This is a genomic window from Paenibacillus sp. PCH8, from assembly GCF_002968835.1.
Classification (GTDB): domain Bacteria; phylum Bacillota; class Bacilli; order Paenibacillales; family Paenibacillaceae; genus Paenibacillus.
In genome coordinates this window covers 1,270,253-1,282,779 of record NZ_PKQK01000001.1, presented here as the reverse complement: position 1 = coordinate 1,282,779, position 12,527 = coordinate 1,270,253, and the positions used below count along the sequence as shown (strand labels likewise).

General features: G+C 45.4%; 11 protein-coding genes. 6 read left to right on the top strand and 5 right to left on the bottom strand.

Going from position 1 to position 12,527, the window contains the following annotated elements:
- Window positions 1-176 precede the first annotated feature (176 nt).
- The 5 genes from mnmE to rpmH all read right to left on the bottom strand — a co-directional run bounded on the left by mnmE (window position 177) and on the right by rpmH (window position 4,262).
- The gene (gene mnmE, locus C0Q44_RS05765) at window positions 177-1,553 is read right to left on the bottom strand and encodes a tRNA uridine-5-carboxymethylaminomethyl(34) synthesis GTPase MnmE (RefSeq protein WP_105406412.1); all 1,377 of its coding nucleotides are present in this window, start codon (window positions 1,551-1,553) and stop codon (window positions 177-179) included.
- Between the two features lie 213 nt (window positions 1,554-1,766).
- On the bottom strand, window positions 1,767-2,468 hold the full coding sequence (gene jag / locus C0Q44_RS05760) for an RNA-binding cell elongation regulator Jag/EloR (RefSeq protein ID WP_105406411.1): 702 nt from the start codon (window positions 2,466-2,468) through the stop codon (window positions 1,767-1,769).
- Window positions 2,465-3,343, bottom strand: coding sequence for a YidC/Oxa1 family membrane protein insertase (locus tag C0Q44_RS05755; protein ID WP_105406410.1), 879 nt, complete (start codon window positions 3,341-3,343; stop codon window positions 2,465-2,467). Before C0Q44_RS05755 ends, jag begins: the two co-directional genes overlap by 4 nt.
- Window positions 3,344-3,418: 75 nt before the next feature.
- Window positions 3,419-3,769 carry a ribonuclease P protein component gene (gene rnpA, locus C0Q44_RS05750; RefSeq protein WP_053781949.1) on the bottom strand — a complete coding sequence of 117 codons (351 nt, stop codon included), beginning with the start codon at window positions 3,767-3,769 and terminating at the stop codon, window positions 3,419-3,421.
- A gap of 358 nt (window positions 3,770-4,127) precedes the next feature.
- Window positions 4,128-4,262, bottom strand: coding sequence for a 50S ribosomal protein L34 (rpmH, locus tag C0Q44_RS05745; RefSeq protein WP_017691413.1), 135 nt, complete (start codon window positions 4,260-4,262; stop codon window positions 4,128-4,130).
- A 578-nt stretch (window positions 4,263-4,840) separates the two neighbouring features.
- On the opposite strand from rpmH, the gene C0Q44_RS05740 reads away from it, so the two are divergent.
- The 6 genes from C0Q44_RS05740 to yaaA all read left to right on the top strand — a co-directional run bounded on the left by C0Q44_RS05740 (window position 4,841) and on the right by yaaA (window position 12,485).
- Window positions 4,841-5,515 carry a GntR family transcriptional regulator gene (locus C0Q44_RS05740; protein ID WP_105406409.1) on the top strand — a complete coding sequence of 225 codons (675 nt, stop codon included), beginning with the start codon at window positions 4,841-4,843 and terminating at the stop codon, window positions 5,513-5,515.
- A 265-nt stretch (window positions 5,516-5,780) separates the two neighbouring features.
- Window positions 5,781-7,142 (top strand): GntT/GntP/DsdX family permease, encoded by a 1,362-nt coding sequence (locus C0Q44_RS05735; protein ID WP_105406408.1) that lies wholly within the window; start codon window positions 5,781-5,783, stop codon window positions 7,140-7,142.
- 65 nt (window positions 7,143-7,207) lie between these two features.
- Window positions 7,208-8,755 (top strand): gluconokinase, encoded by a 1,548-nt coding sequence (gene gntK / locus C0Q44_RS05730; protein ID WP_105406407.1) that lies wholly within the window; start codon window positions 7,208-7,210, stop codon window positions 8,753-8,755.
- A gap of 788 nt (window positions 8,756-9,543) precedes the next feature.
- On the top strand, window positions 9,544-10,890 hold the full coding sequence (gene dnaA / locus C0Q44_RS05725) for a chromosomal replication initiator protein DnaA (RefSeq protein ID WP_105406406.1): 1,347 nt from the start codon (window positions 9,544-9,546) through the stop codon (window positions 10,888-10,890).
- 220 nt (window positions 10,891-11,110) lie between these two features.
- Window positions 11,111-12,253: a DNA polymerase III subunit beta gene (gene dnaN, locus C0Q44_RS05720; protein ID WP_105406405.1), complete on the top strand. Its 1,143-nt coding sequence runs from the start codon at window positions 11,111-11,113 to the stop codon at window positions 12,251-12,253.
- 16 nt (window positions 12,254-12,269) lie between these two features.
- On the top strand, window positions 12,270-12,485 hold the full coding sequence (gene yaaA / locus C0Q44_RS05715; protein WP_105406404.1) for a S4 domain-containing protein YaaA: 216 nt from the start codon (window positions 12,270-12,272) through the stop codon (window positions 12,483-12,485).
- Window positions 12,486-12,527: the final 42 nt, after the last annotated feature.

Here is a 12,527-nt window from a genome sequence, read left to right as displayed (position 1 = left end):
CTACTGCACAATCATGAAAACTAAGAACTTCTAACCGTTCATCGGAACTTGCATTCCTATCTATATGAAACCAACATATCTTGGCAACAGCATCATACCATCCTTTGACAACGGGCAGAAATTGTACCCTCTTCCACCATACAGAATGATTCCAATGAATCAGCAGTATAATGAATTTACTTTCCTAGACAGAACTGGGAGAAAATCTGGTCAATTAATGCATCATGTGCCGTATCGCCTACGATCTCACCCAACTGCTCCCATGCCAAACGAACATCAATCTGGATCATATCGATCGGAATTAACTGCTCTGCAGCTTCATAAGCATCCACCAAGGATTGCTTGGCTTTTTTGAGCAATGCAATATGCCGTACATTACTGACATAAGTCAGGTCCGCAGATTCCAGTTTACCACTGAAGAACAGCGTAGAAATGGCATCTTCCAGTCGATCCACACCCAGATCATCCTTCACCGACATCGGAACAAGCCGTTCTTCCGGAATGTAACGGAGCAGCACGTCACGATCTACCTGTGGCGTTAAGTCCATTTTATTCATAATGATTAACGATTGTCTACCGCGGATTTGTTCCAATAATTCGATCTCATCTGGATGAAGCGGCTCAGCAGCATTCAGAACCATCAAGATCAGATCGGCTTCATTCACCGCTGAACGAGAGCGTTCTACCCCGATCTTCTCTACAACGTCCATCGTTTCCCGGATTCCTGCCGTATCGAGCAGTTTTAGCGGAATATTATTAATTGTAATGAACTCTTCGATTACATCACGTGTAGTTCCTGGAATATCAGTTACGATGGCACGATTATCCTGTGCAAGTGTATTCAACAAAGAGGATTTCCCTACGTTAGGTCGTCCAACAATCGCAGTTGTAATTCCTTCTCTCAGTATCTTTCCTTGCTCTGCTGTGATCAGCAATTGTTCGATTTCAGTCATGACCTGACTGGACTTTTCTTTAATAAAGTCAGACGTTAACGACTCCACATCATGCTCGGGGTAATCGATATTCACTTCAATGTGAGCAAGTGTTTCCACCAACGTGTATCTTAGTTCACGCAATTTGGAAGACAATCTACCTTCAACTTGTTTTAGTGCAACCGAGAAAGCCCGGTCTGATTTGGAACGAATGAGATCCATAACGCCTTCGGCCTGGGACAGATCAATCCGTCCATTGAGGAAAGCACGTTTGGTGAACTCGCCGGGTTCAGCAAGACGAATATCGAGCTGCAATAGCAAGTCCATGACTCTTTTAACCGATACCACACCGCCATGAGCACTAATCTCTACAACATCTTCTGTTGTAAAAGAACGTGGAGCCCGCATGACCGTAACCAGCACTTCTTCGATCTTCTCACCACTCGCTGGATCTATGATATGACCATAATGAACCGTGTGGGATGCCGCCTGAGTTAAGGGGGTTTTGCTGCGGAAAATCTTTTCCGTCTCCGTCACTGCATCCGGGCCGCTGACCCGGATCACGGCGATACCCGCCTCTCCGACAGCCGTTGATATCGCTGTGATCGTATCACTGATCATGGTTATCTCTCCTTGCTCTATTTTAAAATTGCCGCCCCATGGGGACGCCATATCCATTTTCAAATCTATTAAAGTTAATACTGAAGTCACTACTCATATAATCATAACTGATATCCTTGGCTTCTTGCATAATCTACGTATCAAATTGCTTCTGTACGAAAAAAACAATGGCTTCTGCACCGGGCAGGAAGCCATTGCGTCTTCAATTTCGTGTTATTTCGTCGTAATAACCACGCGCCGATTGGGCTCTTCGCCCTTACTTATAGTCTTAATCTGCGGATGATTTTGCAGTTTTGCATGAATGACTTTTCGTTCGAGTGGAGGCATCGGCTCCAAAACAACTTCCTTGCCGGTACGAATCGCTTGTCCAGCCAACCGTTCAGCCAGATCTTCCAGCGTCTTCCGCCGACGTTGACGGAAATTCTCTGCGTCAAGCACAATCCGAACGAAGCTTTCCGAATATCGATTCGCTACAATGTTCGTTAGATACTGAAGTGCATCCAGCGTCTGTCCACGTCTGCCAATAATCATGCCCAGGTCTTCACCCGCAATATTGAACAGATGTCCGTCACGCTGTTTTTTGATATGCACATCCACATCCAGTCCCATTCCTGCTGCGACCTCTTTCAAGAAAGCAGCCGCTTCTTCATAGGGATTTTTAGCTGCTACACCCTCAAGTAATGCATCTACTTCAGGTTCGTATGCAGCCGGCTTGATCGGTTGTGGAACAACTTCGGGTACAGGCAGAAGCTTTACTTCAACTTTGGCCGCCTTCACCCCGATCAAACCCAGGAATCCTTTTGACGGCTGCTCTAACACTTGTATCTCGACCTTGTCCCGGCTAACGCCAAGCTCGGCCAATCCTTGGTTTACAGCATCTTCAACGGTTTTTCCTGACGTAATGACTTTGGTCATTTCGATTTTTTGGCCCCTTTCGACCCTTTTCCAGAGACGGTCGCTTTGCCACCGTTTTTGCGTTTAGCTCCATTTTTGGAAGAGCTATTCTGCTTCACGTTGACCTCAGCCACGATTTTATCATTATTCCGGTAAAGGAAATAGTTTTGCACGATCGTGTAGATGTTACTGTAGAACCAGTACAGCGGAAGTGCTGACGGGAACTGATAAGACATCACGAAGATCAAAATCGGGTACACCCACAGCATGAACTGCATTGGTCCCACTTGCTGTGCAGGGTTCATACGCATCATCATCCATGTTTGAATGAATGTTGTGATGGCAGCCAGCACTGGCAAAATAAACAGGTGATCCGGTTCCCCGAGCTGGAGCCACAAGAAATCATGTGTTCTCAGACTGGAGTTTCCGTAAATGGAGTTATAAAGTGCGATGTAAATCGGCATCTGAATGATAAGTGGCAGACAACCGGCCATCGGATTAACTTTGTTCTCTTGGAACAACTTCATCGTTTCTTGCTGAACTTTCTCAGGTGTATCTTTAAACTTGGCTTGAATCTCCTTCAACTGCGGCTGAATAGCCTGCATGGCTTTGGAGCTACGGACCTGTTTCATTGTTAATGGTAAAATCAATGTCCGTACAATAAGCACCATCACGAGGACAGCTAGTCCATATTCACCGTTAAACCAATTGGCGAATGTATCGAGCGCTAGTGAAAACCAGTATATAACATTACTTTGCCAGAATGAGCCACTGTTCTTCAGATCTTCTGTAGTGACCCCGGCTCCTTGTGGAGCACACCCGGCGAGTACGGTGACCATTGCAATGACTGCAATGAGGAGAATCCACTTCCCCTTTGATGTCTTCAATCGCGACACTTCATAACCCCTCTCTTAACCATTCCATTCCATCGTAAAATCATACCATAATTAGGAGGACAAATAAACCGAAGCTTACCGCTTGCCCGACTTCAAAAGAGAGCCCTTACGCATCGCATGCAGCAGGCTTTTTTCCATCTCCTTGTAGGACATGTCCAATGCGCCTTTTCTGACGATAAAGATCAGATCCATCTGCGTGACAATCTCTTTCTCATGATGGCGTACAATTTCCTTAATCATGCGTCTCATCCGGTTGCGTACGACAGCGTTTCCGATTTTCTTGCTGCATGATACGCCTACCCGGAATTGCTCTGTATCTTTACGGCGGCATCCATACACCACGAATTGATGATTGGCAAACGATTTCCCATACCGGTATACGCGGCTAAAGTCCGCCCGGTTTCGTAGACGCAGTCTTTTATACACGGCGCTTCTCCTTGCTGTTCTCCACCCTCATTATTGACGGAGGCATCATTACTGATTTAGTATAGGCTTTCTTGAATGACGGTAAACCGTCTTGGCGACAACTTCATTTAGCGTGAAAGTGAATTGGTTGCTTGAACCGTTCACCATTCATCCGGGATGATTGTTGATTGGCTGCTGAACCATTCACCATTCATCCTTATATAAGGTAAGTTTTCGAAAACAAAAAACTCATTCGACATACATAGATGTGTGTACTTGGAACTTTTTCACAGCCAATTCAGACCTGATCTGTACCAGCATCCAGTCTGAATTGATCAAATTAAGAAAAAAAAGACCACCTCGGTGGTCTTCACATGCATTAAGCACTCAGGTTTTTACGGCCTTTAAGGCGACGTGCGGCCAAAATTTTACGGCCGTTGCTCGTGCTCATTCTTTTCCGGAAACCATGAACTTTTTTACGTTTGCTAACGTTCGGTTTGAATGTAGGTCTCAATGTATTGCACCTCCTCACAAGGAAATACTTATGTGATGAATCATTTTCATCTTGAACAGAAAACACCTTTATATATTTAACCATGACCACCTGGAAAAGTCAACTGCAAGGCTCCAGGCTCCAGGCTTCACCCTCTTTTGTACACGCTCTCCTTCCCGCCTGAAGTAATAACCACAGTCCCTTCACTTCTTTGCCATTATGAAGTCCCAAAGAGTGTCCCGAAAGTTATCCCCAGATCCTAGCCAGATCACAATATTACAGCGTTTATGGTTATCCACACCCTCCAATACCTGCTATCTCCTTCATTGCATCAAGTTTCAAAGTTATTCACATGTGGATAACGAATATGTCTGCAAAATTTATGGACTCCTAATGAAGTTGTATACGCTTTAATCAAGGTTTACAAGTTTTTGAGAAAGGTGTAGGATAAAAATCACATCTTGTATACAAGTATATGTATGAAGCTGTTTGATTGGATTTACTGCGGGCTATCGTTCAAGTCCAAATGTCCAGTCTGCTAAATAGTTATGCTATGATCAGTAATGAACTGATTACTTCATAATAGGAGCGTTAGCCATATGCTGTTTCCTTCTTCCTGGCTTCAAGGAGCTTCTCGTGGTGAAGCCATTGCCTGCGAATTAAGGCTGCGGATCATCAGCGGAAGCCTTCGTCCTGGAGAGATTTTGTCAGAAAATCGAATTGCCGCTGATTTTGACAGCAGTCGTTCACCTGTTCGCGAAGCGTTACGAACCTTATCGAATGAAGGTCTTATTCGGCTGGAACGTATGGGCGTCGTTGTGCTTGGGTTAAGAATCAAGGATGTCGAAGAACTGTATGATGTCCGTTTCCTGATCGAAAGTTTCGTACAGCAGCGCCTCGCAGGTGATGTTCCAGATTCATTAATTACACAGCTGCGGAATGTAATCGACAAAATGCACCTTGCCGGACGGCATCAGGATGCTGTCGAATTTGCCTATCAGGATCTCAGCTTTCACGAAACCATCATTGAAGCTGCACAGCATTCCCGTATTTCACACCTATGGAACAGTATTCGATATGTTGTGATGACCGTTATGCTGCTCACGACGCGTAGAGTATTTCTTCAAGGCGAGCAGAAAGTAAGCGATGTAATTGAGAAACACCGCTCGCTCGTTAAAGCACTCGAATCCGGTGACCTAATGCTCATTCAGGCTGGAGTCCGCACGTATTTTCAAGATTCAGGCAAGACACTGCACGAAAGCTTTGATTCCTAGTGAGCTTCAGCTTGTACTGCTATCTACGTTCCCGGCTGATGGCACAGCCATATTTAGGATCACGGCGTTCGCAATCATATCCAATGTGAATGATTGCACCTCAACTTGTCGACAAGTATACAAAATGCGATTTTATTTTAAATTGGGCATGATAAAGCTTCCTTTTGCAACTTCCACGGCCTCAGTACGGTCACATCATTTTACTTGTTGACGATGATTTCAATTGTAAGCGTTCTATATCAGACATAAAGGAGCACACAACATCATGAGCACTCTTTTTGGACTATCCCATAATGCAACATTATTAGTCTGGACATTTATTGCGATCGTTTTTCTGATCGTCTTGATCTCCAAATATAAATGGAACCCCTTTATTACCCTTTTGTTATCCGCATTGATGCTCGGTTTGCTTGCAGGCATGAAACCTGCCGATGTGATCTCTTCCATTACCGGGGGACTTGGCGGCACACTTGGGACCATCGCAATTGTTATTGCCCTCGGTACGATGCTCGGTAAGATGATGGCTGAATCTGGCGGTGCCGAGCGCATTGCAACTACACTAGTGGATCGATTTGGTGTGAAACGTGTGCACTGGGCCATGATGATTGTTGGATTTATCGTCGGTATTCCCGTTTTCTTCGAAGTCGGTGTAATTCTGATGATTCCGATCATTTTCACTGTTGCGCGTAAAACCAACATGTCGCTCTTGCAGATTGGTATTCCCATTTTGGCGGGACTGTCGACTGTACACGGTTTGGTTCCACCACACCCTGCACCCATGATCGCAATCGAGGCCTTCAGTGCGGATCTGGGTAAAACCATTTTGTACTCCCTTATTGTTGGTATTCCTACAGCCATTATTGCAGGCCCTTTGTTTGGTAAGTTTATTGGTAAAAGAATACACACCGAACCGCCAGCTGAACTGGCTGAACAATTCGCAACCAAAACAAACACCAACCTGCCCGGGTTTGGTATTACCCTGTTTACCATATTGCTACCGGTCATTTTGATGCTGATTGGTTCGATCGCAAGTATCATTGACCCAAATGCCACGAGTGGATTCACCGTTTTCAGTGAATTTATCGGTCATGAGATCATTGCTCTGCTGATTTCTGTCGTATTCGCCCTATTTTCACTCGGCTTCGCACGTGGATTCACCAAACACGATATTTCACGTTTTACCAGTGAATGTCTGGCGCCTACGGCGACCATCATTCTCATTATTGGCGGAGGCGGTGCATTCAAACAGGTATTGATCAATAGTGGCGTCGGCAACGCCATTGCTGAAGTTGCTACCCATGCCAACATTAATGTGATCCTGTTTGCCTGGCTTGTCGCTGCACTGATCCGAGTAGCTACTGGTTCAGCAACCGTCGCCATGACCACAGCCGCCGGTATCGTTGCTCCAGTTCTTGCACTTACCCCTGGTGCTAACATTGAGCTGGTTGTGCTCGCTACAGGTGCAGGGTCACTGGTGTTGTCTCACGTGAACGATGCAGGATTCTGGATGATCAAAGAATTCTTTAATATGAGTGTCTCTCAGACACTCAAGACGTGGACCGTTATGGAAACACTATTATCTGTGGTGGGACTGATCTTTATTTTGCTGCTGAGTACAGTGGTATAAATGGAATCTCTATAGTAGCAAAGAATACACTCTCATTGCTTTCTGAAGAAAGAAGGTTGAAATACATGAACAACTATATGATTGGAATCGATATCGGTACAACCAGCACCAAATCCGTGTTATTTACAGAGCAAGGCTCCGTTGTCAGTACTTCAACTCATGAATATCCATTGTATACCCCTGCACCCGATGTAGCCGAGCAGGACCCCGAGGAGATTGTACAGGCAGCCCTTCGTTCTGTACGAGGAGTCATGGATCAGAGCGGTGTTACTGCTGAGGAGATCCTGTTCGTATCCTGCAGTTCGGCCATGCATAGTGTCATTGCGATGGACCAAGATGGCCAACCCTTAACCCGTTGCATCACCTGGGCGGATAATCGAAGCGCCAAATGGTCTGCTAAGCTGCAAGAGAATGGGGTTGGTCACCGCATCTATCTGCGAACAGGTACACCCATCCATCCGATGTCACCGCTGACCAAATTAATGTGGCTACGCCACGATGAACCTGAACTTTTCGAGCGCACAGCCAAATTTATCTCTATTAAAGAATATCTGTTCTTCCGTCTATTCGGACAATATGTCGTCGATCATTCCATCGCTTCCTGCACAGGCTTGCTCAATCTGGAACAACTGGACTGGGACGCGGAGGCCCTTGAGGTTGCAGGCATTACACCAGACCATCTGTCGAAGCTCGTACCCACAACACATACATTAGAAGGAATGAATAACGAATCAGCTGAAAAAATGGCCCTCTCCCCCTCCACGCCCTTCGTTATTGGCGCAAGTGATGGGGTCTTATCCAATCTCGGCGTGAACGCCATTGAACCGGGTGTTGTCGCAGCGACCATCGGAACCAGCGGTGCCATTCGAACTGTCGTTGACCGTCCGGTTACCGACCCCAAAGGTCGAACATTCTGTTACGCCCTCACAGAGAATCTTTGGGTTATTGGTGGACCTGTGAATAATGGTGGCATGCTGTTTCGTTGGGTGCGGGATGAATTCGCTGCGTCTGAAGTGGAGACAGCGAAGCGACTCGGCATCAATTCCTATGATGTGCTGACCAAGATTGCCGAACGTGTCCATCCTGGCTCAGATGGACTTCTATTTCATCCGTACCTTTCGGGCGAACGTGCTCCTTTGTGGAATCCGGATGCCCGTGGTTCCTTTTTTGGCTTAACTCTCCATCATCAGAAAGAGCACATGATCCGCGCAGTACTTGAAGGGGTTATTTTCAACCTGTATACCGTGCTGTTGGCCATGGAAGAACAGATTGGGCAACCTACCTCCATTCAAGCCACTGGTGGGTTTGCACGTTCCCCTCTCTGGCGGCAGATGATGTCCGATATTTTCAATCAGGAAGTGGTTGTGCCTGAAAGCTTCGAAAGTTCCTGTCTGGGTGCCGTTGTGCTTGGCCTCTACGCTACGGGACGGATCGATTCGCTTCATGCGGTTTCTTCCATGGTGGGTACAACCCACCGACATACTCCTGTCAAAGAGAATGCTGCCCTCTACCAGGAGCTGCTGCCCATCTTTATTCGGATCTCTCGCAAACTGGAAGAGGAGTACGCCGACATCGCTGAGTTCCAGCGCAAGGCTTCCATTCCCCATCCATAACCCATCAATCATGATGATTTCTGTACCAAAAGAGGTTGTCCCCTGGAACCAGTAATCGGTTTTAGGAGACAACCTCTTTTTAGATGAATCCATACGCTGAACTTCGAATTCAATAATCCAATTGAGCCCCTTTTTGCGTTGTTTTTCAACATCGCCAGTGCGCTGGATCACTGCCCTCTCAAAAGCTCAACGTTTCTCTTGTTCATCTATATGCATGAATTGATCATTACCTACGCCTTCCACTTTAATTCTAAATTCATGGATTTCAACATGATTTCTTGGGCGAAATAAACACAAAGAAGAGAGGTGAGTTCTTTTCACATCTCGATCATGCTCCATTTTCACTTCAAGGTTATCCACAACCGTGTTATTCACAATCGGAGAATACTTTTACACACAATTTGGCATCATTTGACGGATAACCTGTGTATAAAACATTTTTGGTTTTTGGGTCATCCTGTCGAAAATTAAACACTTTATAAACAATATATTGTGTTGTGACTAAAAATTATACACAAGTTATTGAATTTGTGGATAAAATATCGCCATACGTTGAAATGCGGGGCTTCTTTTGCTATGATTGTATTACTTTTGGATGTGAATATGTGATCTGACCCATAATATTATCAACAGCCTGTGGATAAAGTTGTGAACAATTTTCCGTTGTTCATTCTTTTTTTGTTTTCGACCTGCGGGGGTTTGGGGATAAATTCAACAATATATCTCGTATTTCGACATTGAATCATGGCTTAAGCCACACTTGGAACATGTAAAAGGAGTGACAGTCTGTGGACAGCCATACTTCCGATTTATGGCAGGAAATTTTAGCTATTATACAAAACAAGCTCAGCAAACCCAGCTTCGATACCTGGTTCAAAGCAACCAAAGCAACCAAGCTGAATGACCGTTCAATCGTTATTTCCGCGCCAACCACGTTTGCCGTCGAATGGCTGGAGAGCCGTTACACCAAATTGGTTGGCTCGACGGTATACGAACTGCTTGGCAAACAAGTTGATGTGAAATTTGTCATCGAAGAGAATAAGCCTGCTGAGCCGGACCCTCAATTGCCGGCACCAACACCTAAAGTCGTGCAGGAAGAAGCAGTATTCAGCATGCTGAATCCGAAATATACGTTCGATACATTTGTCATCGGGCCGGGCAACCGTTTTGCCCATGCCGCGTCGCTGGCGGTCGCTGAAGCGCCCGCCAAAGCTTACAATCCTCTCTTTCTGTATGGAGGCGTAGGTCTCGGTAAGACTCACTTGATGCATGCGATCGGACATTACGTTCTGGAGCATGATCCAGGTAGCAAAGTCGTTTATTTGTCGTCTGAGAAATTCACGAATGAATTCATTAACTCGATCCGTGACAACCGCGGGGAGAGCTTCCGTAATAAATACCGGAGCGTCGACATTCTGCTCATTGATGATATTCAGTTCTTAGCGGGAAAAGAATCGACACAAGAGGAATTTTTCCATACGTTTAATGCGCTGCATGAGGAACGGAAGCAGATTATCATCTCCAGCGACAGACCACCGAAGGAAATTCCAACCCTGGAAGAACGGCTTCGTTCTCGCTTTGAATGGGGATTGATTACAGATATTCAGCCTCCTGATCTGGAGACGCGGATTGCAATTTTGCGTAAAAAAGCACGTGCAGAGAATCTAGACATTCCAAATGAAGCGATGATGTACATCGCAAACCAGATCGATACCAACATTCGTGAGCTGGAAGGTGCCCTGATTCGGGTTGTTGCCTACTCTTCGCTTACTAACCAGGATGTAACCACTCATCTGGCAGCTGAAGCACTGAAGGATATCATCCCTTCCAGTCGTCCCAAAATGATCACTATTCATGACATCCAACTAAAGGTCGGCGAGTACTATAGCCTTAAGCTTGAAGATTTCAAAGCACGGAAACGGACCAAGGCAGTTGCCTTCCCAAGACAGATTGCCATGTATATCTCTCGTGAACTGACAGACTTTTCTCTACCCAAAATCGGGGAAGCATTCGGAGGACGAGATCACACCACTGTCATACACGCGCACGAGAAAATCTCCCAACTGATTAAAAACGATCAGGATCTCTATAAAGTTATCAACAACTTAACCGAAAAAATTAAGAATCCAACCTGAACAAGTCCCAAGCCTATGCACAACGTATACACATGTGGATAGGCTTGGGCGTACGGGTTTATACCCACTTATCCACATATTCAGTGCCCCTATTACTATTATTACTATAAAGATCTTAAAGATATCATCTCCAAAATAGCCATTTCGAAGCTTAGCCTTCGGCCTTTGAAAAACCCGTTTCAACACCTCAACACCCAAAAAATCAGCTAGGAGTGAAACCATGAAAATCAGCATTATGAAAAACTACTTAAACGATTCCATACAGCAAGTATCCAAAGCGATCTCGAGCCGTACAACCATTCCGATTCTGAGCGGTATCAAATTTGATGTGAATCATCAAGGGGTAACGTTGACAGCAAGCGATACGGATATATCCATTCAATCCTTCATCCCGCTTGAAGATGGAGATAAAAGTGTTGTTCAGGTAGAGCAACCGGGCAGTGTAGTATTACCAGCCAAATTTTTCGTGGAGATCATCAAGAAGTTGCCATCGCAGGAAGTACACATGGAGGTCAAAGAGAACTTCAACACCTTTATCTCTGCAGGTGCAACCGAGATTCAACTGGTAGGTCTTGATCCGGAAGAATTCCCGGTACTGCCAAGCATCGAAGAAAACCAAACGGTCTCCATTCCGGGAGATTTGCTGAAAAATATGATCAAACAAACCGTTTTCTCCATTTCCACCCATGAGACAACACCCATTCTTACAGGGGTACTCTGGAGTTTGGGTGACAATGAGTTGAAATTTGTGGCAACAGACCGTCACCGCCTTGCTACTCGGGCAGCAATGCTGGATAATGCAGAGGGTGTGCGCTTTAACAACGTGGTCATTTCCGGCAAAACGCTGAACGAGCTCAGTAAAATTGTGCCGGATCAAAATACACTTGTGGATATCGTTGTCGCGGATAATCAGGTCCTGTTCAAAATTGACCGTGTTTTGTTCTATTCCCGCATTTTGGACGGAACATATCCGGATACTTCTAGAATTATTCCAACTTCGTACAAAACAGAACTTGTTTTGGACACTAAAAAATTAAGTGAATCTATCGACCGGGCTTATTTGCTGTCGCGTGAAGAAAAAACAAACATCGTGCGTATGCAAACGATGGATTCAGGTTCTGTCGAAATTTCCTCAAGTTCTTCCGAGCTTGGGAAAGTAAGAGAAGAAATCCAACCCGCCGAATTTACGGGTGATCCGCTAAAAATCTCGTTCAACTCCAAATACATGCTGGATGTGCTGAAAGTCGTTGAAAGTGAGCAACTGATGATCGCTTTTACCGGGGTTATGAGTCCAATCATCTTGAAACCGCTGGATGACAGTCACAGCCTATACGTCATACTGCCATACCGGACGACCAACTAACGAAAGGAAGATCATTGTGAAACAAGTATCGATTCGTACGGAATATATTAAGCTGGACCAATTTTTGAAACTGGCTGACTGCATCCCAACAGGAGGTATGGCGAAAGCTTTGCTTCAGGATGGACTTATACGTGTGAATAAAGAGTCTGAGGAACGCCGCGGACGGAAGTTATACCCTGGGGATATCGTTGAGGTGGACGGAGAAGGTTCGTTCGAAGTTGTCGCAGAGTAAAAAGACCAGTGTGATCCTGCTGCCTCCTGACGGACGGGATAA